This window comes from Xanthobacter variabilis (genome assembly GCF_043831965.2).
GTDB lineage: Bacteria > Pseudomonadota > Alphaproteobacteria > Rhizobiales > Xanthobacteraceae > Xanthobacter.
This window is the reverse complement of the sequence record NZ_CM195533.1, coordinates 1,751,967-1,773,298: the sequence shown is the minus strand read 5'-3', so window position 1 is coordinate 1,773,298 and position 21,332 is coordinate 1,751,967. Positions and strand designations below refer to the sequence as shown.

16 protein-coding genes are annotated in these 21,332 nt (G+C 68.4%); 9 read left to right on the top strand and 7 right to left on the bottom strand.

What is annotated here, in order from left to right; translation table 11 throughout:
- Positions 1-433 precede the first annotated feature (433 nt).
- Entirely contained in the window at positions 434-1,360 is a 927-nt protein-coding gene (locus V5F26_RS07730) for a polyprenyl synthetase family protein (protein ID WP_394054993.1), read from the bottom strand.
- Positions 1,361-1,554: 194 nt separating this feature from the next.
- Between V5F26_RS07730 and V5F26_RS07725 the strand changes: the two genes are divergently transcribed.
- The 3 genes from V5F26_RS07725 (at position 1,555) to V5F26_RS07715 (ending at position 3,487) form a co-directional block, all read left to right on the top strand.
- The gene (locus tag V5F26_RS07725; protein WP_394947078.1) at positions 1,555-2,226 is read left to right on the top strand and encodes a biosynthetic peptidoglycan transglycosylase; all 672 of its coding nucleotides are present in this window, start codon (positions 1,555-1,557) and stop codon (positions 2,224-2,226) included.
- Positions 2,227-2,371: 145 nt separating this feature from the next.
- Positions 2,372-2,971, top strand: coding sequence for a septation protein A (locus V5F26_RS07720; protein ID WP_234051523.1), 600 nt, complete (start codon positions 2,372-2,374; stop codon positions 2,969-2,971).
- Between the two features lie 69 nt (positions 2,972-3,040).
- A complete protein-coding gene (locus V5F26_RS07715) occupies positions 3,041-3,487 on the top strand; it encodes an RrF2 family transcriptional regulator (protein WP_234051524.1) in 447 nt (148 codons plus the stop codon).
- 204 nt (positions 3,488-3,691) lie between these two features.
- Here the strand turns inward: V5F26_RS07715 and V5F26_RS07710 are convergent, their stop codons facing one another.
- From V5F26_RS07710 to V5F26_RS07700, 3 genes are read right to left on the bottom strand one after another with little or no spacing between them, the layout of a single operon-like run.
- A complete protein-coding gene (locus V5F26_RS07710; RefSeq protein WP_394947077.1) occupies positions 3,692-4,861 on the bottom strand; it encodes an ABC transporter permease in 1,170 nt (389 codons plus the stop codon).
- Position 4,862: 1 nt separating this feature from the next.
- Positions 4,863-7,628, bottom strand: coding sequence for a ribosome-associated ATPase/putative transporter RbbA (gene rbbA / locus V5F26_RS07705; RefSeq protein ID WP_394947076.1), 2,766 nt, complete (start codon positions 7,626-7,628; stop codon positions 4,863-4,865).
- Between the two features lie 31 nt (positions 7,629-7,659).
- Positions 7,660-8,766: an HlyD family secretion protein gene (locus tag V5F26_RS07700; protein WP_509210546.1), complete on the bottom strand. Its 1,107-nt coding sequence runs from the start codon at positions 8,764-8,766 to the stop codon at positions 7,660-7,662.
- A gap of 303 nt (positions 8,767-9,069) precedes the next feature.
- Between V5F26_RS07700 and V5F26_RS07695 the strand changes: the two genes are divergently transcribed.
- The 3 genes from V5F26_RS07695 (at position 9,070) to V5F26_RS07685 (ending at position 13,727) form a co-directional block, all read left to right on the top strand.
- On the top strand, positions 9,070-9,411 hold the full coding sequence (locus V5F26_RS07695; RefSeq protein ID WP_394947074.1) for a Rieske 2Fe-2S domain-containing protein: 342 nt from the start codon (positions 9,070-9,072) through the stop codon (positions 9,409-9,411).
- A gap of 379 nt (positions 9,412-9,790) precedes the next feature.
- Complete coding sequence (locus V5F26_RS07690; RefSeq protein ID WP_394947073.1) at positions 9,791-11,542, top strand: outer membrane protein; 1,752 nt, start codon at positions 9,791-9,793, stop codon at positions 11,540-11,542.
- Between the two features lie 202 nt (positions 11,543-11,744).
- Positions 11,745-13,727: a hypothetical protein gene (locus V5F26_RS07685; RefSeq protein WP_509210545.1), complete on the top strand. Its 1,983-nt coding sequence runs from the start codon at positions 11,745-11,747 to the stop codon at positions 13,725-13,727.
- A 111-nt stretch (positions 13,728-13,838) separates the two neighbouring features.
- On the opposite strand, the gene V5F26_RS07680 is transcribed toward V5F26_RS07685, so the two are convergent.
- The 3 genes from V5F26_RS07680 to gspD form a co-directional block, all read right to left on the bottom strand.
- Positions 13,839-14,309, bottom strand: a complete 471-nt coding sequence (locus V5F26_RS07680; protein ID WP_509210544.1) for a tetratricopeptide repeat protein — start codon at positions 14,307-14,309, stop codon at positions 13,839-13,841.
- A 114-nt stretch (positions 14,310-14,423) separates the two neighbouring features.
- Positions 14,424-15,110: a prepilin peptidase gene (locus V5F26_RS07675; protein ID WP_394947070.1), complete on the bottom strand. Its 687-nt coding sequence runs from the start codon at positions 15,108-15,110 to the stop codon at positions 14,424-14,426.
- A gap of 8 nt (positions 15,111-15,118) precedes the next feature.
- Positions 15,119-17,251 (bottom strand): type II secretion system secretin GspD, encoded by a 2,133-nt coding sequence (gene gspD, locus V5F26_RS07670; protein ID WP_394947069.1) that lies wholly within the window; start codon positions 17,249-17,251, stop codon positions 15,119-15,121.
- A 641-nt stretch (positions 17,252-17,892) separates the two neighbouring features.
- Here gspD and V5F26_RS07665 point away from each other — a divergent pair.
- Genes V5F26_RS07665 through gspG form a run of 3 tightly spaced genes read left to right on the top strand, consistent with a single transcriptional unit; the run spans position 17,893 to position 21,268 of the window.
- On the top strand, positions 17,893-19,557 hold the full coding sequence (locus V5F26_RS07665; RefSeq protein WP_394055011.1) for a GspE/PulE family protein: 1,665 nt from the start codon (positions 17,893-17,895) through the stop codon (positions 19,555-19,557).
- 2 nt (positions 19,558-19,559) lie between these two features.
- The gene (locus tag V5F26_RS07660; RefSeq protein ID WP_394947068.1) at positions 19,560-20,789 is read left to right on the top strand and encodes a type II secretion system F family protein; all 1,230 of its coding nucleotides are present in this window, start codon (positions 19,560-19,562) and stop codon (positions 20,787-20,789) included.
- Positions 20,790-20,794: 5 nt separating this feature from the next.
- A complete protein-coding gene (gene gspG, locus V5F26_RS07655; protein WP_234051535.1) occupies positions 20,795-21,268 on the top strand; it encodes a type II secretion system major pseudopilin GspG in 474 nt (157 codons plus the stop codon).
- Positions 21,269-21,332: the final 64 nt, after the last annotated feature.

Genomic DNA, 21,332 nt, shown 5'->3' with positions numbered 1-21,332 from the left:
GCCCCTCCTCCGCGCGCTGGGACTGCGGCACGGCCTCCGCGATGGGGCGGGAGGCTGGCATTCAAGGTGGACTGGCCTTTCCCGGCGACCCGTCCCCGCCTCGCCGGGCTCTCCCCCCACCTTCGGGCCCCGCCCCAGCGCGCGGGGGGAGGGCCAGGACGTGCGGAACAGCCGCTGGCGGGACCTAACCTTCGCCACGGCTAGCCACAGTCGATCGGCCCCATGGGGCCGATCGAGCTTGGGGGCGACCGGTCCTGGGGGCGACCGGTCCTGGGGGCGACCGGTCCTGGGGGTGACCGGTCCTGGGGGTGACCGGTCCTGGGGGTGACCGGTCCTGGGGGTGACCGGTCCTGGGGGCGACCAGGGCTGGCGGCCTGGGCGGGACCACATGCCACGGCCGCTTGCGCCTCCCCCGGATCTCCGCCCCTCGGAGTCAGCTCTTGCGCTCGGCGACGAAGTGCGCCGCCGCCTTCAGGGTGTCGCCGCGCGGGCCGAACCCGGCCAGGGCCGCCTCGGCCTGGGCCACCAGGCGGGCCAGCTCGTCCCGCGCCGCGGGCAGGCCGAGGCGGGAGACCAGCGTACCCTTTCCGGCCGCCTCATCCTTGCCCACCTTCTTGCCGACCGCATCGGCGGAGCCTTCCACGTCGAGGATGTCGTCGGCGATCTGGAACGCCGCGCCCAGCGCCAGCCCATAGGCCGCCAGGGCGGCGCGCTCGGTGGCGTCGGCGCGGCCGAGGATGGCGCCCGCCTCCACGGAAAACAGCAGTAGCGCGCCCGTCTTCATGGCCTGGAGCCGGCGGATCTCCTCCACAGGCAGCGCCAGCGGCCGCCCGCCGTCGAAGCGCCCCTCGGCCGCAAGGTCCAGCATCTGCCCGCCCACCATGCCGCCGAGCCCGGCCCCGCGCGCGAGGCCGCGCACCAGCTCCAGCCGCACGGTCGGGTCGGGGTGGGTATCCTCGCCGGCCAGCAGGTCGAAGGCCAGAGTGAGCAGGCCATCACCGGCGAGGATGGCGCTCGCCTCGTCGAACGCCTTGTGCACGGTGGGACGGCCCCGGCGCAGGTCGTCATTGTCCATGGCCGGCAGGTCATCGTGGATCAGGGAATAGCAGTGCACGCACTCCACCGCCGCGGCCGCCGTGACGGACGCCTCCACCGGAAGGCCGAACAGCGCGGCCGCCTCGATCACCAGGAACGGCCGCAGCCGCTTACCGCCACCGAGGGCCCCGTGGCGCATGGCGGCCAAGAGGCGGGCCGGGCGCTCCCCCTCCCCCGGCAAGGCAGGATCGGCAAGGGCGGCGGCGAGGCGAACCTCGGTGACGGTGGCGGCGGCTTCAAGGCGCAAAGCGAGCGATGGGGTCACGGGGGAACCTTCGTGCAGCGGGCGGGGACGGGCGGCCGGAACCACAGGCGATGCACCTTCCCCCGGTTGACGCATCGATCCGGGTGCCCCAACCAGGAGGCAAGGTCAAGGCGCCCGCTTCGGGCGCGGCCGAACGGCGTGGCCGCCGGAGCGGGGGCCACCGGCATGGAAAGGCGACCGCGAGAGGACTTGCGATGATCCGGTTCCTAGCCCAGCTCGCGCTGGCGCTCCTGGCCATCCCGATGGTTCTGGCGGTGCTCTACAATTTCAGCAATCCCGCCTCCACCCTCATGCTCTACCGGCTGGCGAGCGGCCAGAGGGTGGAGCGCATCTGGACGCCCATTTCCCAGATCTCGCCGACCCTGGTGCGCACCGTGGTCGCCTCCGAGGACACGCGCTTCTGCAGCCATAATGGCATCGACATCACCGAAATGCGCCGCATGGCCGAGCGCGCGGACGACCTGGAGGACCTGCGCGGCACCTCCACCATCACCATGCAGGTGGTGAAGAACCTGTTCCTGTGGCAACACCCCGAAGTGCCGCGCAAACTTTTGGAAATGCCGCTGGCGCTCTGGCTCGACCTTGTCATGAGCAAGCGGCGCATCATGGAAATCTATCTCAACATCGCCGAATGGGGGCCGGATGGCACCTTTGGGGTTGCCGCAGCGGCACAGGCGTCCTTCGGCGTCTCGCCCGCACGCCTCAATGCCACCCAGTCGGCGCGGCTGGCAGTGATGCTGCCGAACCCTCGACGCCGCAGCGCCGCCAATCCCGGCCCGGGCCTGCTGCGCCTCGCCGATCGCCTCCAGGCACGGGTGCCGCGCGAGGCGCCGGACATGATCGCCTGCCTCGGGCTGCGCGATTAGGAGCCTTCCGAGCCGGAGCCACCCATGCGCCAGCGCGCGAAATGGCGCAGGCGGCGCGGCGAGCTTGATTGTGCCCCTTTTTGTCGCCACATGGGCGCAAGGAGACACCGCCCCAATGCCCCAAGCCCCAACGCCTGAAGCCCCAATGTCCGGAGCCCCCGCCGCGCCCCGCCCCGCCATCAGCCCCATCCTGAAGATCGCCCTGGAGGTGGGTCCGCTGGTGCTGTTCTTCGCTGCCAACGGCTATGGCGGCATCTATGTGGCGACCGGCGTTTTCATGGTGGCCACCTTCGCCGCCCTGGCTCTGATGTGGGTGCTGGCGCGGCGCATCGCGGTCATGCCCCTGGTGTCGGCCGGGGTGGTGCTGGTGTTCGGCGGGCTTACCCTGTGGCTGCAGGACGACCACTTCATCAAGCTGAAGCCCACCATCGTGAATGCCGTTTTCGGCGTGCTGCTGCTGGGTGGCCTGGTGGCGAAAAAGCCGCTGCTGCCTTATGTCTTCGACGGCATGGTGAAGCTGACGGACGAGGGCTGGCGGGCCCTCACCATCCGCTGGGGCATCTTCTTCCTCGTGATGGCGGTGGCCAACGAGATCGTGTGGCGCAACTTCTCCACGGATACCTGGGTCGCCTTCAAGTCCTTCGGCTACCTGCCGCTCACCTTCGCCTTCGCCATGGCCCAGGCGCCGCTCATGGCGCGCTACGAGCTGAAGGATGAGGCCGAGGATCTCGCCCCGCACAATTGAGCGCGAGCGCGGGAGAACGCGGTTGACGCCATCGCCCGCTATCCCCATAAGCCCATCAGAGGGCGAGGAATGCTGACGAAAAAAGGCAAATACGGGCTGAAGGCAGCGGTGCATCTCGCGCGCCTGCCGGCGGGCGCCTCCACCCAGGTGGCGGACATCGCCGACAGCAACAACATTCCGAAGAAGTTCCTGGACGTCATCCTGGGCGAGCTGCGCAATGCCGGCTTTCTCGCCAGCAAGAAGGGCAAGCTCGGCGGCTACCGGCTCGCCAAGGCGCCGGAAGACATCGTGGTGGGCGACATGATCCGCGCCCTCGATGGGCCGCTCGCCCCCTTCCCCTGCGCCAGCCGCAACGCCTATGAGCCGTGCGAGGACTGCGACGTGGCCACCTGCGAGGTCCGCATCCTGATGGTGCGCGTGCGCGACGCCATCGGCACCGTGCTCGACACCACGACGCTGGCGCAGATGCGCGACATGTCGCACGAGGCACTGACCTCGTTCGTCGACTATATCTGAGGGCCGCGAGATCCGCTGGCGCCAGTAGATCTTGGCGGCCACCCTGCCCGGTGGGATGGAGCTCGCTGCGGGCCTCCGCGTTTCACGGAATCGAGTCGGAGCTCCAGCCCATTGAGCTGGCGCGCTTTCTTCACGCGAACCGGTGCCCGCCTCGCCCGCATAGCTCCTTGTGTGCGGGAGCCGACGGCGCCCGCCCCACCGCCCTCACTGCTGGGCGGCGAGGAATTTGCGGAAGCGCACCAGCGCCACCATGAAAAACAGCATGCCGATGGCGAAGGTGGCGAGAAAGCGCGGCCACACCGTATCCATGCCCGCCCCGCGATAGAGGATCGCCTGGGCGAACGCCACGAACTGGGTGGAAGGCGAGGCCTGCATGGTCGTCTGCAGCCATTGGGGCATGCTCTCCAGGGGCGTGAAGCCGCCCGACAGCATGTTCATGGGCAGCACGATGAGGAAGAATAACAGCCCGAATTGCGGCATGGAGCCCGACAGCGTGCCCAGGAAAATGCCCAGTGCCGCCGTGAAGAACAGGTAAAGCGCCGTGCCCACAAGGAACAAGGGCACCGAGCCCGCGATCTGCATGCCCATCACCATCTTCAGCACCACGACGATGGAGAAGGTGGAGCCCAGAAGGATCACCGCGCCATTGGCGAAGATCTTGGCCAGCATGATCTCGGACGGGTGAACCGGCAGCACCAGGAGATGTTCCAGCGTGCCGTGCTCACGCTCGCGGATCAGCGCCGCACCGGCCAGGAGCACGGACAGCATGGTGATGTTGGTGATGAGGCCCATGGTGCCGGTGAACCAGGAAGATTCGAGCCCCTGGTTGAACGCCACCCGGATCTTCAGCTCCGCCGGGGCCGGGGTGTCGCGCCCGGTGCGGGACACGAATCGGTTCACCTCCTGCTGGAAGATGCCGGAAATGTCCGTGGCCCCGAGCCCCGCCTGCATCAAAGCGGTGGCGTCGATGAGCAGCTGGACGCTAGGGGAACGCCCCGCCAGTACGTCCGATTGGAAATCCGGCGGGAAATTCAAAACGAAGGTGTAGCGCGCGGCATCCATCTCCTTGTCCACACGCCCCGGGTCCAGCGACACCGGCGGCTGGAAGCGCGGCGGCAGGAAGGCATCCAGGATGGCGTGGGAGAGGGCGGAATTGTCCTCGTCCACCACCCCGATCGTGGCGCGGTGAAGATCGTGCTTCATGCCGTTGGCCTGGATGTAGATGGCCGCCGTGAAGGCATAGAGCACCAGGATCAGCAGCGCCCGGTCCCGCCACAGGGAAATGAGCTCCTTGACCAGGAGGTGGCGCACATTGTTCACGCGGGCCGCGAGGCGGGCGCCCAGGCTGAGCCTTTGGGGAGCGGGTGCGGCCATCTCACGTCTCCTGTTTGCGCAGGATGAGGTGGGCGATGAGCAGCAGCGCCGGCCAAAAGGCCGCCGTGACGAGAATGAACGGCACGAGCTCCATGAAGCCCAGCCCCTTGGTGAAGGCGCCGACGCTGATGCGCATGAAATAGGTGGTGGGAAAGAAGGTGCCCACCGCCCAGGCCGCACCCTCCAGGGTCGCCACGGGCTGCAACAGGCCCGAAAACTGGGTTGCCGGCATCATGGTGCCGATAGCCGTGCCGAACAGGGCCGCCACTTGGGTATTGGTGAGGGTGGAGGAAACGAGGCCGATGGCGGTGGTGGCCAGCACATAGACCACCGCGCCCAGGAACAGCCCCAGGAACGAGCCCTTCAGCGGCACCCCGAACAGGAAGAGAGCCAGCCCGACCATGACGAAGAAGTTGAACACCGCCACCGCCACATAGGGCGCCTGCTTGCCCAGCAGGAATTCCAGCTTCGTCACCGGCGTTACATAAAGATTGGTGATAGAGCCCAGCTCCTTCTCCGTCACCACGCCCAAGGCGGTGAGAATGGCGGGGATGAAGATGAGCATCAGCGCGATCACCGCGGGCACCATGGCGTCCACGGACTTGAACGACTGGTTGTAGCGGTAGCGCATCTCCAGGCTGGCGGCGGTGGTGAGGCTGCGCCCCGCCTCCTGGGCCGCCTGCTGCAGGAACTGCAGGTGCACCTGTTGCACATAGCCCTGTATGGTCTCGGCGCGGAACGGCATGGCGCCGTCAATGGTCACCAGCACCTCGGTGGGCCGGCCGGACCGCAGGTCAGCCCCGAAATCCGGCGGCAGCTCGATGGCGAAGGCGATGTCATTGGCCTTCAGCCGCCGGTCGAGGTCGGCGGGGTCCGCGAGCGGGGCCTCGGCCACGAAATAGGTGGAGTGGGCGAAGCCATCGATATAAGCGCGGCTTTCGGCGGTCTGGTCACGATCGAGCACGGCGAAGCGCAGCTTGTCCACGTCCAGCGTGATGCCGTAGCCGAAGATGATCATGAGAATGGCGGTGCCCAGCAAGGCGAAGGCGAGCCGCACCGGATCACGCCGCAGCTCCAGCGTCTCGCGCCAGGCATAGGCGCCGAGCCGTGACCAGGAGAAGCTGGAACGGCGGGCGCTCGTCGCCGCGGGCGGCGGCAGGCGGGCATCCGTCTCCGCCTCGCGCCCGCCCATCTCCATATAGGCGATGAAGGCTTCCTCCAGCGAGGCGGCCTTCTGCGCCTGGCGCAGCTCCTCAGGCGCGCCCGTGGCGATGACGCGGCCCGCATGCATGAAGGAGATGCGATCGCACCGCTCCGCCTCGCCCATGAAGTGGGTCGAGACGAAGATGGTCACCCCCTCCTCGCGCGACAGGCGCTGCAGGTGGTCCCAGAAGCCGTCGCGGGCCACCGGGTCCACGCCCGAGGTGGGCTCGTCGAGGATCAGCAGCTCGGGATCATGCAGGATGGCCACCGCGAGCGACAGGCGCTGGCGCACGCCCAGAGGCAGGCCGTCGGAAAGGGCGTCGAGATGCTCCGTCAGGTCGAAGTCGTCGGTCAGCTTGGCGATGCGCCGGGCCGCCGCGTCCTCCTCCAGGGAGAACAGGCGGGCGTGCAGTTCCAGGTTCTGCCGCACCGTCAGCTCGCCATAGAGCGAGAAGGCCTGGGACATGTAGCCCACCCGGCGCCGGGTCTCGATGTCGGCGGGGTCCACCGGCACGCCGAACAGCAGGGCCTCGCCCTCGCTCGCCGGCAGAAGGCCGGTGAGCATCTTCATGGTGGTGGACTTGCCGCAGCCATTGGAGCCCAGGAAGCCGAAGATCTCGCCCCGGCGGATCTTGAAGCTCACATGGTCCACAGCCACGAAATCCCCGAACCGCCGGGTGAGCCCGCGCGATTCGATGGCGATGGGCGCGTCGTCCGGAATGGGGGCGCTGCGCTCGGCCCCGTCCCCATCCCCGCGCCGATCCTCGGGCAAAAGGGAGATGAAGGCGCGCTCCAGATTGGGCTGGCCGGTCCTTTCCAGCAGCGCCGCCGGGCTGTCATCGGCCAGGATGCGGCCTTCATCCACCATCACCACCCGCCCGAAGCGGGCCGCCTCCTCCATGTCGGAGGTGGCAACCAGCAAGGTCAGCTGCGGGCGGTCGGCGCGGATGGTTTCCACGAAGTCCCAGAACTGACGGCGGGAGAGCGGATCGACGCCGGTGGTGGGCTCGTCCAGCACCAGCAGATCGGGATCATGCACCAGGGAGCAGCACAAACCGAGCTTCTGCTTCATGCCACCGGACAGCTTGCGCATGAGCCGCCCGGCGAAGGGCGTGAGGCCCGTGGCCGCCAGCAGGGGCGCCACGCGCGCGCCCTTGGCATCGGCATTTTCCCCGAACAGGCGGGCGAAGAAGGCGATGTTCTCCGCCACCGTGAGGTTGGGATAAAGATTGCGCCCCAGACCCTGGGGCATGAAGGCGATGCGCGGCTGGACCAGGTCGCGCTGGCGGCGCGTGGCCAGGTCCGCGCCCAGCACCTCCACCGTTCCCGCCTGGATGCGCTTGGCCCCCGTGATGAGCCCGAGCAAGGTGGACTTGCCCACCCCATCCGGCCCCACCAGGGCGACGGACGCCCCTTCGGCAATGGTGAGGTCGATGCCGTCCACCGCCGTGGTGTCGCCGTAGCGGTGGCGAATGCCCGCGAGGCGCACGGCCGCCGGGCGGCCGCCCCCGGCCGCGCCCGAAGGCGCGGGGGTCCCGGACGAACGCTCCGATGGTGTGTTCACGATCCGCTCCCGCACCGACGGCACGCGCCGCTCACTTCGGCGCCCCCGCCTTCGGATCGCCCTTGGGGGCATCGGCTCCCTCCGCCGGGGAGATGGGCACGCTCTTCACCCTGTCCGCGTCGTCGGCCGCCGGCTGGCCGCCGGCCCCCTTCGCCGCCACGGCGGCCTGCAGCACCAGGTCGGAATCAAGCCAGCTCGGCCACTGGGCGGTGGGATCGAGCCGCACATAGCCCATGCCGGTGACGCCCGTCTTGGCCTCGTTGATGTATTTTTCCACCAGCGACTGTGGCACCCGCAGCTTCACGCGGAACATCATGCGGTCGCGCTCGCTCTGGGTCTCCACCTGCTTGGGCGTGAACTGCGCGCGCGCCGACACGAATGACACATTGGCCGGCACCGCCCGGTCCGGCAGCGGCTCCAGCAGCAGCCGCGCCTCGGCGCCCAGCGCCAGCCGGCCCGCGTCGGAAGCGGGCAGGAAGACGGTCATGTAGACATTGGAGAGGTCGAGCAGGGTCAGCACCTTGCCACCGGCCGCCAGCACCTCCCCGGGCTCCGCCAGCCGGTAGAGCACGCGGCCCGCCTTGGGCGCGACCAGCGTCCCGTCCTGGACCATGCGGGTCAGGCGCTCCACCTCCGCCTCGGCGGCGCGGATGGCCGATTCGCTGGCGGCAAGGCTGCTCTGGGCAGCGGCCAGCGCCGCCTGGGCGGTGAGCTTGGTTGTGCGGTACTGATCCACCTTCTGCACGGTGGTGAAGCCGCTGGCCACCAGGGTGGTCTGGCGTTCCAGCTCCTTGGTGGCGAGATCGAGTTCGCCCTTGCGCTGCTCCACCACATGGGAGGCGGTGTCGCGCGACTTGATGGCCTGCTGTTCCTGGGCCTGGGCGGTGCGCAGGGCGGCGGCGGTCTCCTCCACATCCATGTGGGCGACCACCTGGCCTTCCTTCACGAAGTCGCCTTCCTCCACCAGCACGTCGACCACGCGGCCGGCGGCCTTGGTGGCCACGTCCACCTCGGTGGCCTCGATGCGTCCGTTGCCGGCGGCGAAGCCCGGCGGCAGGCTGCGCGCACGCGAGGCGAAATAATAGGCGCCAACCCCTCCGATCGCGACCACGGCGAGGAGCAGGACGATAAGCGACACGGTCCGCTTCATCAGCGAAGAGCCTCCAAGACACGGAATTCGCACATGCCGTGCGCATCCCCCCGCTTCAGCGGGGCTCGTCACGATCCGCACGGACTGCCGCAACTCGGTCGGCGGATGTTCCTTCTTCCCACATCTGCCGGGGCCGCTGCAATGCGGCATCACCGGCCACGCGCGGCCCATACCCGGCATCGTCGTCGCTTTTGCGACACTGGAGCCCTTCCAATGGACAAGGGGGAGGCGTTTTTCGTGGTCCGTAATTTGCCTCGCAACGGGAAGGATCCGTTTCAGAAGGCAAGCGCGATGGCTTTCACCTCGATCTGCAACACCGACGCCGTCAGCGAAGGGGGCATGGGCCTGTTCCAGGCCGGGAAAAAGAGTGTGCTGCTGCTCTGGCCGGCGGGCGGCGAGCTGAAGGCCTACCGCGGCCGCTGCCCCCATGCGGACGTGCCGCTGGAAGGCTCCACTTTCAATGGCGCCGTCATCACCTGCCCGCACCACCAATGGGGGTTCGACGCCACCAGCGGCAAGTGCGTGACCCACCTGGTCCGCAATGCGCTGCACCCCTATCCCCTGCGCATCGAGGGCAACGAGATCCAGGTGGACCTCGGCCCGGTGAGGGCGCCGCGCACCCCCGCCGCCTGATCCCGCCGGCTGATCCCGCCTAGACCCGACGCGCGACGAACCGGCGCGGGGCGCCGCGCATCCACGCGCCCCCGCCCCGCTTTCCTGCGCGCATTCCCCACCCGCATGACCTGCCCCAGAGGCATTATCCAGAAAAATGCAGTCGACACCGCAGGAAATGACACCATAAAATACCAGATCAAGATGTCGTGGCACGTGAGAGACAGTCATCTTTACGAAGCGGGCGAAACGAACATCCTGGACGTTGCGGAACTACACTGAGACGACCCAGGGTCGCGCCACCTTCCAGCAAGCATAGCGTTGAAGTGCCATCACAAATGGGTGTGCATCACCTGGGATCGGGGCAGGATTCCAGGCGGGAACCAAGGGCGGGGAGCGTATGCGCAGGCAGGGTCTATTCCATGTGCTCGGCATGGGCGCGGCCATCGGGGCTATGCTGGCGGGCGCTCCGGCTCTCGCGGCGGATCTGAATTCCTATAAGGCCCCTTCGCCCCCGCCGCCCGCGTGGAGCGGCTTCTATGCGGGCCTGAATGCGGGATATGGCTGGGGCACCTCCGGGTCGGCTCAGACCACGGGCGTCGCGCTGCTGGACGCCATTTCCGGCAGCCCCGCCTGGGGCACGCCTTATGGCTATACAGCGCTTGCCAGCACCGGCACGTCCACGTTCAACCCTTCCGGCGTCATCGGCGGCCTGCAGGCGGGCTATAACTTCCAGCTGAATCCAGGCCTTGTTGTCGGCATCGAGGCGGACCTCCAGGGGGCCGGCATCTCCGGCAGCGGCGCCCTGGCCAGCATCGTCGCCTACGGCCCCGACGCCTCGGGGCTGATCGACACGGCCGCCGGCGGCATTCACGTCTCCAGCAGCCTCGACTGGCTGGGCACGGTGCGCGCCCGCATCGGCTATCTGGCCACGCCCGCCATCCTTGTCTATGCCACGGGCGGCCTGGCCTATGGCGGGGTCACCGCCACCCAGACGGCCTCCCTCGCCTTCGCGGACGACCAGCCGTACACCTACCCCACCTTCGGCGGAACCGCGAGCGCCGCCGAGACCCGGCTGGGCTGGACCGCCGGCGGCGGCGCCGAATGGGCCCTGACGCCAGGCTGGAGCGTGAAGGCCGAGGCGCTCTATTACAATCTCGGCAGCGCCACCTTCGCGGGCGCGCCCGTGGGAGCCATCGACACGGACGGCTCGGCCGGCCCGCCCGGTGGCCTTCTGTTCGCCAATCAGGCCTCCACGCGCATCACCTATGACGGGGTGATCGTTCGCGGCGGCATCAACTATCACTTCAATGCCGGGGCGGCGGCGAGCGAGCCGGCAACCTCGGCGCCCCAGGCCTGGACCGGCTTTTATGGCGGCCTCAATGCCGGCTACGGCTGGGGCACCTCCAGCAGCGCAGACACCCGCGCGATCCCGGTCATCGACAATCTGGCCGGCGATCCCTTCTGGCTCACCCCCGCGGGCTTCACCGCGGCGGCCAATACGGGCAGCGCCAGCCTTTCACAATCGGGCTTCGTGGGCGGCGTCCAGGCCGGCTACAACATGCAGTGGTCGCAGCTGGTCGCGGGTATCGAAGCAGATATCCAGGGCGCCGGCCTGCGCGGCCAGGGGCGCTATTCCGGCTTCGCCCAAACGGGTCCCGATGCCTCCGGCTTCACGGATACGGCCATCGGCGGCGGCACCGTCACCGCCAATATCGACTGGCTGGGCACCGTGCGCGCCCGCGCCGGCTACCTGGCCATGCCCGGCCTGCTGATCTACGCCGCCGGCGGCCTCGCCTATGGCGGCGTCAGCGCCAGCACCTCCAACTCGGTGATGTTCGCCGACAACTTCCCCGACCTTTACCCCACCTTCGGCGGCGCCGGCGGCGGCTCCAAGACCCGCACCGGCTGGACCGTTGGTGGCGGCGGCGAATGGCTGCTCGCCTCCCGCTGGAGCGTCAAGGCGGAGGCGCTCTATTACGATCTCGGGAGCGAGACCTTTGCCTCGTCTCCCGTGGGCGCGGTCGATCCCGATGGCAACGCCCTGGTCGGCGGGAGACCCGGCGCCACCATGTTCGCCAACGTGCCCGTCACCCGCGTCAATTATGACGGGGTGATCGTGCGCGCGGGGCTCAACTATCGCTTCAACTGACGCCTCGACCGACGATTGGGCCTCTCGCCCCGTCGGACCACCTTCCCCATCAGCACCCAGCCCATCCCGCAGCTGCCAGGGCGGCGGCAGGGACCCGAGACAGCCGGGAGTAAGCACGATGCAGACGAAAACAGGTTTCGCCTCCCAACGACCGGCCCCACGGGGCGCAACGGCAGCGACCGGGCTCACCCTCGCCGCCCTGTTGCTGGGCTTCCCGGCGCCGGAAGCGAAGGCGGCCAGCGCGCCGCTTACCTGCAAGATTGGAACGGAAAAGCATTGTTATAAAGAAGTCCGCATCGTCAACAATACGGGCGGAACCATCTATATTGTCATCCAAGGCTCGCAACACCTCGACGCGGCCGCCATCAACTGCCCCACCGGCGGCGACCTCTGGCTTCAGGGCGCGTTCGCCGACACGTCGCAATGCTATGCGGTCAAGAATAATTATTATATCTACGTGAACCCCACCAAAGGCATCGCCAACGGCGCGACCGTCTCCATCACGCTGCCCTGGTGGTCCAAGCTGAATACGAAGCGCGATCCCGCCGCCGATACTTATGTGGACTGGTGGCAGAGCGCCCGCGTCTTCGTGTTCGACGACCAGACCGCGCTGAAGCAGAGCTACAATGTGAACGCCGGCCGCCAGGGCAAGGCGGTGACGCTGGCCTCTGGGAGCCCCGCCCCCGCCTGCAACACGGCCCTCAAGGGCAATGCCTGCGACAGCAACGACATGCGGACCTACCGGGTCACGACGATCCCGGGCAGCGCCATCGACCTGCAGACGCCGTATCAGCTCAGCGAATTCACCTTCGCTGACGTCCTGAACCAGTCGAACACCGCGATCGTGGCGGACCTCGATGCCAATTACAATGTGTCGTACGTCGATCAGATCTACCTGCCGGTGGCCATTGCGCCCCTCACCAGCAGTGGCAAGGTGGGCTATATTGGCAGCGTCATGTCGGTGAGCGATTGGCGGACCCGGCTCAAGACCTTCACCGGCGCCAATTCCAGCCTGACCGCAGCCACCAAATGGCCCATCTACAACAATCCGGTCACGGCATCCAAAAAGCGGCTTTACCCCAATGCGGGCATTCGCGTGCCATCCGCCGCTTCCGCTTTCAACTTCTACATGGACCCCACTTATATCGACGCCCCGAAGACGCAGCAGCCGCTGCTCATCGCGAAATCCGGCATCACGCCGCCGACGCTGATCGCGAACATGCAGGCGAACTGGAAAAACTGCACCACCTCTCCCTACAAAAACTGCCCGTCCCACGCCTTGTATGCACCTATTTCCGCGAGCTTCAACCAGAATTACAAGAGCTTCCTGGCCAACAATTGCTGGAACAAGACCACCGGACCGAGCTTTCTGGCCCCGCAGAGCAACGGCCTGCCAAATATCAACACCTACCTCTTCTTCTTGTATGGATGGGCCGCGTTCAATAACAATGGCTGCACCGCACCCGCGCTGCCACAGGCCAACGATCCACCCAGCCTTTACGGTAACGCGCGTGTCAATTACGACACGATCCAATACAATTACGCTTACCCCATGTTGAATTCCACCGGCGCGCGGATGTTCAACCCCTATACCCAGCTGATCCATGGCCCCACCAGCAAGGGTTTTCTGGGTGCCACGGCCTACGCCTTCTCGGTGGACGATCTGGTCAGCCTTCAGAAGCGCCCGGCCAATGGCCTGGTGTTCGCCATCGGCGGCAGCAAGGGCCTGCCGAGCGCCACGATGCTGCCCTCGAGCCCTCCCGCCGCCTATAACTGGTACACGGCATCCCTGAACCTTGGATCGGCAGGCCCTGGCAAGGTTGGCTGGAAGGCCTATGGGCTCTGTTCCAGCACCACCAACGCGCTGTTCCCCTCCTCCACGCCCGGCGCGATCGGCCTGGATCCGAACATTACGCCATCGCCCTGCATGATCACGCTGACGGACACCAAGAACAGGCAATACCAGTTCACCATAAAGTCGTTTAGCGCCTCCGGCACGCCGCCGTACCAGATCTGGCCGGCCTTCACCCCGTCTGGCACGAAGACTTTGGATCCCAATGTCGTCCAGTGTTCCAGCAAGGACAGCTGGTGCAAGAGCGCCGTGGAGACGGCGACCAAGGTGACCGCCGGCCAGGCCGCCCCGCCGACGTTCACCCTGGCCACGCAGCCGCCGTTGCAGAACTGAGTGCACGTCCCGCGCGGCGGCCAGCGCCGCGCGGGAAAACTCACCTCGCCGGGACGTTTCCAAGCGACCTGATTACATGCACGGAATGCGCGAACCTTCTGTTCAGGTCCGTCAGCGCGCGGCCATGGGGGCGGAAGGGCTCCATTGGAGCGCCAGCTGCTGGGCCAGATTAATCTGCGCCCGGCTCATCTTACTGGCCACCGCGTCGCGAATGCGAGCATAGGTCTCGCGCTCCTGCCGGCCAGCCCGCGACGCGGCCAGGATCAGCCATTTCTGAGACAGCACCGCGTCCCGCGGCACGCCCCGCCCCTTGTCGTACAGCACGCCCAGAAGATATTGCCCGCTGGGGTCGCCGCGCTCGGCCGCACAGCCGTACCACCAGGCGGCCACGGCAAAATCCTGCGGCACGCCGTGGCCGTATTCATAAAGCAGCCCGAGCATGGCCTGCGCCCGTGCGTGGCCCGCTTCCGCCAGCCGCGTCAGCAGGGCGGCGGCCGCCATGTAATCGCCCTTCGCGTACAGCGACATGGCCTTCGCGGTCTCGTCCGCGCGCGCGCCGGCCAAAGCGGAGCCCGCCATCATCGGCGAGAGCCCGAGGAGCGCCGCCAAGGCAAGACGACCAAAGGCGGAACGCCACGGCGCCCGGCACCCGCGCCGGCCCGACCCAGCGGTGTTCTGACCGTGCCCCGCCATGGCTCAGAACCCTCCCCATGCCATCAGATCGAGATCCAGCGCCCGACCCAACGCCCAAGTGATCCAGATGGCAGGCGCAAGGAACAGGCCGAACGGCAGGCGCCGCTCAAGCCGCAGCCGCCCCCGGCCGGCCAGATGCCCGACGCCGATCACCAGCAGGGCCGAAAGGGCGGCGATCTCGATGGCGAGCGGGATCTCGCCCACCTCCAGCCACACCCCGGCGATCCCGGCCAGTTTCACATCCCCAAGGCCCAACCCGTCACGACCGCGCAGCGCACGGTAGGCGCCGCGCAAGGCCCAGAACGCCGCCGCCAGCGCCAAGCCGCGCGCGGCGGCTTCCAGTGGAAAGGCCAGCTGCCCGCCCAGGGTCGCGGCGTAAACGAGCCCCAGCGCCAGTCCCGCCGCGTTCAGGCTGTTCGGAATGATGAAGAAGCGCGCGTCCACCAACGCCACGGCGGCGACCACCGGCACGAAGGCCACCGCCGCGAGGGCGCCGACCATAGTCACCCAGCGGCCCTCAAGCCCCCCGGCGAGGAGAAAGCTGGCCGCCATGGCGCCAGCCACCACAAGCGAGAGGACAATGGCCGGCCCCGCCCCCAGGGCGGTCCACCCGCGCGCCAGCAGGCGATGGGACACCGCGACATGAGCCGGGGCGCAGCGGTCCATGGGAAGCTCGCAGGGGGCACCCATGGCGCGGCTCACCGGTTGAGAATGGGCTGCGGGCCGCCGGGCGGCACGCCCACCGAGCCCTTCATCTTGGCGCGCAATTCTTCCGCCACCGTGTGCGCATCCACATTGTCGCGGATGATCTGCGGCCGGATGAAGATGATGAGCTCCGTGCGCTTCACCGTATTGTTGGTGTGCGCGAAGGCGTCGCCGACGCCGGGGATCTGGTCGAGCACCGGCACGCCCTGGCGCACGCCATTGCTGCGCTCCATGATGAGGCCGGCGAGCAGCACCGTCTGCCCGCTCGCCACGGCGATGGTGCTCTTGACCTTGCGCTGGGAGACGGTGGGCGTCAGCGTGCTGCCGGAGCTGCCGCCATTGCCGCCGGTGGTGTCGGTCTGGGTGACGTTGCTGATCTCCTGCTCGATGTCGAGCCGGACCTGACCGTTGACGTTCACCCGCGGCACCACGTTCAGGATGATGCCCGTATTCTTGTATTCGATGGTGTTGACCACCGTGTTGGAGCTGGACAGCACGGTAGCGCTGCCGGTCGACACCGGCACCTCGTCGCCCACCTGGAGCGTGGCCTTCTGATTGTCCACCACCACCACCGACGGATTGGACAGCACCTTCACGTCGGTGACGGTGTGCAGGGCGTCGAGGATCATCTTCGGCTGATTTTCTCGCCCCACCAGCAGGTTGAAGCCCGGCAGCACGCGGTTGATGGCCTGGTCGGTGACGCTGCTGGACAGGGTGTTCAGGGCCGAGCCGTTGTTGCGCCCCAAGCCCAGATCCTTGCTGGTGAGATAGAACTGCACGCCATAGGCCAGGGTATCATTCAAGGTGACCTCGGCCACCGTGGCCTCGATGGCCACCTGGAGCTGGGGCTGGTCCAGCTGCATCAGGGTGCGCTCGATGATGCGGTAATTCTCCTGGCTGGCGAAGATGAGCAGCGAGTTGTTCACCGCGTCCGCCGTGATGCGCACCCCCGTCATCACCGGCCCGCCACCGCCCGCCGGCGCGGCATTGCGCCCGCCACCGGGCGCGCCGGCGTCCTCGCCCTCCTCGCCACCCGGCTGGCCTTGCGCCTGGGGCGGCGCGGGCTGGCCCAGGCGCTGCTGCACCGTCAGGTTCTGCCCGCCGCCCGAGGCGGACATGCCGGAGCCCGGGGCGATCTGGCTCGCCGCCTGGTCAATCCCGGCCGAACCGCCGCTGCCCACGAACAGATCATTGAGCACCTTGGCCATCTGCCGCGCATCGCCATAGCGAAGCCGGTAGACACGCACCGCGACGGTGCTGTCGGAGCGGTCGAGCCGGTCGATCCAGGTGGCCGCCGTGCGCAGCAGCTCCGGCTTCTTGGCCACCACCATGATGGAGTTGAGGCGGTTGATGGCCTGGAGCTTCACCAGGTTGCGGCTGAGGCCGCCCTCTCCCGAATCGAGAATGTTCTCGAGCTCGGAGATCACGGCCTCGGGCGCGCTGTTTCGCACCGGATAGATGCCCACCGACTGGCCGCGCATCCAGTCCGCGTCGAACGAGAGGGCGGTGCGCACGGCCTGCTGGCGCTCGGCCGCCGTGCCCTGGATCAAAAGCAGGTTCCGTGAGGGGTCCGAGCGCACCGAGCCGGCCTGAAGGGCGAAGCTGTCGAGCAGGGGAATGAGGGTCGCCGCCGACACATAACGCAGGGGCACGACGGAAACGCCATAGCCCGCCTCGGGGCGACCGCCGCCCATGCTGACGCTGCCGGAGCCGGCGGCTTCACTGAGCGGCACCAGCCGATAGCCCGAGGCATCGTGCACCATGGCGATGCTGTTGGCCTTCAGCGCGGTTTCCAGCACATAGGGCAGGTCCGCCTTGGGCACCGCCCGCACCGATGACAGGCTGATATTGCCTTGTACCCGCGGATCGATGACGTAGGGCTGGCCGAGAATGTCGCCGAGCACCACCTTCGCCACCGTGGCGACGGGCGCATCTTCAAAATTGAGATCGTAGCCGGAGCCGGCGGCCGCGGCGCCCGCGCCGCCCCCCTCCGCCGGGAACGACGCCGCCGGATCACCTCCGGACGCGAAATATTCCACCGCGCGGCGATTGTCGGGAATCTGGGGAGAGCCCGGCACGGCGCTCGTCTGGCGCGGCGACAAATCGAGCGCGCTCACCTGGTCCATCACGCCCTGGGGGCGTGTGTCATCCTGTATTCCGGAGCAGGCCGCCAGACCCATCGCGACGAGCAGGGCACCAAGGCGGAGGGCGCCGAACGAGCGGAGAAGTCCCGATCGTGGGGCAAACCGGTCTGGCCGATCTTTCCGCAAACTGGCCCCGCCCTCTCCCTCATGTCGGCGTGCGGCCCGGCCTCGGGACCGAGGTCGCCTGCCGGCGAGAGCTCAAATTTCTAAATTTTCGATTAACGCCCTTCAAGCCCTGCTCAAGCGGAAGCATAAAGAGGAAGGAAGCCCATCCACAGGATAGCCCCTTGTCCACACGCCTTGAGCCACAATGATGCGCGCAAGACGAGCAGAACATCATGCATGTGCACCTGCGCTGCCCCTGCCGTTGCCGGAGCGCCTCGCCTCCGGCTTTCTCCCCCAGGTCCACGGCCGAGGCACGTTGACGCCGCGCGGCGTTGCTGGGATTGTTCGCGGCATGGGCGGTACCGCATGGACGCGGCTTTCAACCCCGTCCCGCCGATGAGCGGAGCATCGACAGCGCCGATGGAGCGTGTTTTCCAGCTCGGGTCCCGCGCCGTCGCGTCTGGCCACCGTTCAATTTTGGCGATCAGGCGCGCCCGCGCCGCCGGAGGGCTGCGGGCATGAGGGCGGATGGCGCCGACGCCTTTTGCCGATACCTGGCGCAGCACGGCCACGTGGTCCGCGCCGATGGCGCGGCCGGAATGGAAGGCGGCGGCTCCGCGCTGCGGCGATTGTGGGACACCACGGAGCTGTCATCGGCGGAGTTCGCCCAGGCGGTCGCGACCTTCTTCGGCCTGGAGCGCATGGAGCTGCCCCAGTTGCTGGCCGCCACATCGCTCGCCGACCGTTTCTCGGCCCGCTTCCTGCGCGAGGTGGCCGCCGTGCCGTTCCGCGCCGCGGACGGTTCCGCGCGGCTCGCCTTGGGCGACCCCACGGACGCCAGCGTGCTGCGCGCCGCCGAAATCGTGCTTCAGGAGAACGTGACCCCAGTGGTGGCCGCGTTCGAGGACATCGCCACGGTGCTGGCCGAACGCCTGGGGGCCGATGAGCCGGCCGCCGAAGCCTCCGCGCCCCGCGCCGACGACGACATTGACAGCCTGCGGGACCTCGCCAGCGGCGCACCGGTGGTGCGTGCTGTCGGCGACCTGCTGGAAAAGGCGATGGAGCTGCGGGCCAGCGACATCCATATCGCCCCCTATCGGGGCGCGCTGGAGGTGCGCCTGCGCATCGACGGGCTGTTGCGGCAGGTGGCCTTTCCCGCCGATGTGCTGCCACAGGCGGTCATTTCCCGCGTCAAGATCCTGTCCGGCCTCGACATCGCCGAGCGCCGCCTGCCCCAGGACGGCGCCGCCCGCCTGAAGCTCGGACGCTCCGAGATCGACATTCGCGTGGCCATCATGCCCAGCCAGCACGGCGAGACGGCGGTCATCCGCCTGCTCCCGCGGGATCGCGGCCTGCTCAGCGTGGATCGGCTGGGCCTCGGCGCGCGCGATGCGGCGACGCTGGAGCGCCTCATCGCCATGCCCCACGGCATGATCGTGGTGACCGGCCCCACCGGCTCCGGCAAGACGACCACGCTCGCCACCGTGCTGACCATGCTCAACACGCCCACGCGCAAGATCCTCACCATCGAGGACCCGGTGGAATACGAAATCCGCGGCGTGTGCCAGAGCCAGGTGAAACCGGCCATCGGCCTCACCTTCGCCACCGCCTTGCGCTCCTTCCTGCGCCAGGATCCGGACGTGATCATGGTGGGCGAGGTGCGTGATCCGGAAACGGCGCACATCGCCGTTCACGCCGCGCTCACCGGCCACCTGGTGCTCACCACCCTGCACACGGACACCGCGGCGGCGGCCGTGCCGCGCCTGCTCGACCTCGGGGTCGAGGCCTTCCTGCTGAAATCCACCCTGCGGGCGGTGGTGGCGCAGCGGCTGGTGCGCCAGCTGTGCGAGCGCTGCAAGCGCCCCCACACCCTGTCCCACGCCGATACCACCGCCGATCCGCGCTACGCCGCGCTCGGCCTCGCGCCGGGCGAGACCGTCTATGAGCCCCAGGGGTGTGAACGCTGCGGAGGCGCCGGCTATCGCGGCCGGCTGGGCGTGTTCGAGATCCTCACCCTCGACGACGACATTCGCGAGATGATGGACCACCGCGCCGGAGCGGGCGCCCTCGACCGGGCCGCCATCGCCGCCGGCATGTCCACCATGCTCGACGATGGCATCGCCAAATGCCGCGCCGGCCTCACCTCGGTGAGCGAGGTGCTGCGCGTGACCACCGTGCGTTGACCATGGCGAGCTTCAGCTACAAGGCCCTGACCCAGGCCGGCCAACTGGTGAGCGGCGAGATTTCCGCCCCCACCGAGGCGGAGGTGCGCCGGCGCATCGAATATCTGGGCCTGGTGCCGGTGGAGACCATGCCGGCGGGTCGCGGCGCCGGCCGGCCGGGCGCGCGGCCCGGCTTTCGCCTGCCATCGTTCGGCGGCACGCCGCGGGCCCAGGACGTGACGCTGTTCACCCGCGATCTTGCCTTGCTGCTGCGGGCGGGCGCGCGCCTGGACGAGGCGCTGGACCTGCTGGGCGGAGACGCCGATCTTGGCCGCATGCACGAGCCGGTGCGCCGCATCCGCGCCGCCGTGCTCTCCGGCGAGGGCTTCGCCGAGGCCCTGGCCGCCCAGGAGAGCCTGTTTCCACCGGTCTATGTGGCGCTGGTGCGCGTGGGCGAGGCCTCCGGCACTCTGGACCGGGTGCTGGAGCTTCTGGCGCAGGAGCGCGCGCGGGCCGAGGCGCTCCGCCGCAAAGTGGTGGAAGCGCTGCAATATCCCGCCTTCGTCCTGGCGGCCGCGGGCGCCGTCCTGGTGTTCTTCCTCCTGTTCGTGCTGCCGCAATTCTCCGGCGTGCTGCGGGACATGGGCGCCAAGCTCGACCCCATGGTGGCATTCCTGCTCGATGCCTCCGACACCCTTCAGGCCCACACCGACGCGCTGGCCCTCCTCGCCGCGCTGCTGGCGCTGGCGCTGTGGCTGGGGCTGCGGCAGGCCAGGGCGCGCGCGGCGCTCCTCGGGCTTCTGGCGCGGCTACCACTGGTGCGCACCATTCTCGTCTATCGCCGCTCCGCCATGTTCTGCCGCAACCTCTCCATCCTCATCGGCAATGGCGTGACGTTGACGGCGGCGCTGAAAATCCTGGTGGAGGTGGTCGCCAGCGGGCCGGACGGGGCAGTGTGGTCGGCAGCGGCGGAGAAGGTGCGCCACGGGGGCCGCCTCTCCGATGCCTTCGCCAGCGGCGAGGCGCTGCCGCCCATGGCCATCCGCATGCTGCGCCTGGGGGAGGAGACGGGCCAGCTCGCCCTGCTGTCCGGCCGCATCGCCGACTTCTACGAGGAGAAGCTGCAGCGCGCCCTGGCGCGTCTCGTCGCCATTGTCGGCCCCGTGTCCATCATCACCATTTCGGTGGTGGTGGGCGGGCTCATCGTCTCGGTCATGACCGCATTGTTGTCGGTCAGCCAAAGCATTGGATGAACAGCATGTGGATTGCCCCGCGCCGGGCTCGCGCCCTCAAGCTCCGCCGCCGCCAGGGCGAGGGGGGCTACACCCTGGTGGAGCTGCTGGTGGTCATCACCATCATCGGCCTGCTCACCGCCCTGGTGGGGCCGCGCGTGCTCAATTATCTCGGCGACTCCAAGGTGAAGACCGCGAAAATCCAGATCCAGGGCTTCGCCAGCGCCCTCGATCTGTTCTACCTGGATGCCGGCCGCTACCCCTCCTCCTCGGAGGGGCTGAATGCCCTGGTCCAGCGCCCGGCCGGCGTCGGCACGTGGAACGGCCCCTATCTCAAGGGTGCGACCGTGCCCCAGGACCCGTGGGGCAAGCCCTATCTCTATCGCGCCCCCGGCCCCAACGCGCCCTACGAGATCGTCTCGCGCGGCTCCGATGGCCAGGAGGGCGGCACCGGCAACGCCGCCGACCTCTCCAGCTCCGCCAAAAGCGGAACACCCTGATGGGGCGGAACATGCCACGCGGGCGGCCGCGCGCCGCCATCCGCCCCACGCCGGCCAGCTGACG

Bases quoted from the DNA above. Each gene is read 5' to 3' on its own strand.
- V5F26_RS07725 (WP_394947078.1), top strand. From the start codon at position 1,555: ATGATCCGGTTCCTAGCCCAGCTCGCGCTGGCGCTCCTGGCCATCCCG.
- V5F26_RS07720 (WP_234051523.1), top strand. From the start codon at position 2,372: ATGTCCGGAGCCCCCGCCGCGCCCCGCCCCGCCATCAGCCCCATCCTG.
- V5F26_RS07665 (WP_394055011.1), top strand. From the start codon at position 17,893: ATGAGGGCGGATGGCGCCGACGCCTTTTGCCGATACCTGGCGCAGCAC.
- V5F26_RS07715 (WP_234051524.1), top strand. From the start codon at position 3,041: ATGCTGACGAAAAAAGGCAAATACGGGCTGAAGGCAGCGGTGCATCTC.
- V5F26_RS07680 (WP_509210544.1), bottom strand. From the start codon at position 14,309: ATGATGGCGGGCTCCGCTTTGGCCGGCGCGCGCGCGGACGAGACCGCG.
- gspD (WP_394947069.1), bottom strand. From the start codon at position 17,251: ATGGACCAGGTGAGCGCGCTCGATTTGTCGCCGCGCCAGACGAGCGCC.
- V5F26_RS07660 (WP_394947068.1), top strand. From the start codon at position 19,560: ATGGCGAGCTTCAGCTACAAGGCCCTGACCCAGGCCGGCCAACTGGTG.
- V5F26_RS07675 (WP_394947070.1), bottom strand. From the start codon at position 15,110: ATGGGTGCCCCCTGCGAGCTTCCCATGGACCGCTGCGCCCCGGCTCAT.
- V5F26_RS07695 (WP_394947074.1), top strand. From the start codon at position 9,070: ATGGCTTTCACCTCGATCTGCAACACCGACGCCGTCAGCGAAGGGGGC.
- gspG (WP_234051535.1), top strand. From the start codon at position 20,795: ATGTGGATTGCCCCGCGCCGGGCTCGCGCCCTCAAGCTCCGCCGCCGC.
- V5F26_RS07710 (WP_394947077.1), bottom strand. From the start codon at position 4,861: ATGGCCGCACCCGCTCCCCAAAGGCTCAGCCTGGGCGCCCGCCTCGCG.
- V5F26_RS07690 (WP_394947073.1), top strand. From the start codon at position 9,791: ATGCGCAGGCAGGGTCTATTCCATGTGCTCGGCATGGGCGCGGCCATC.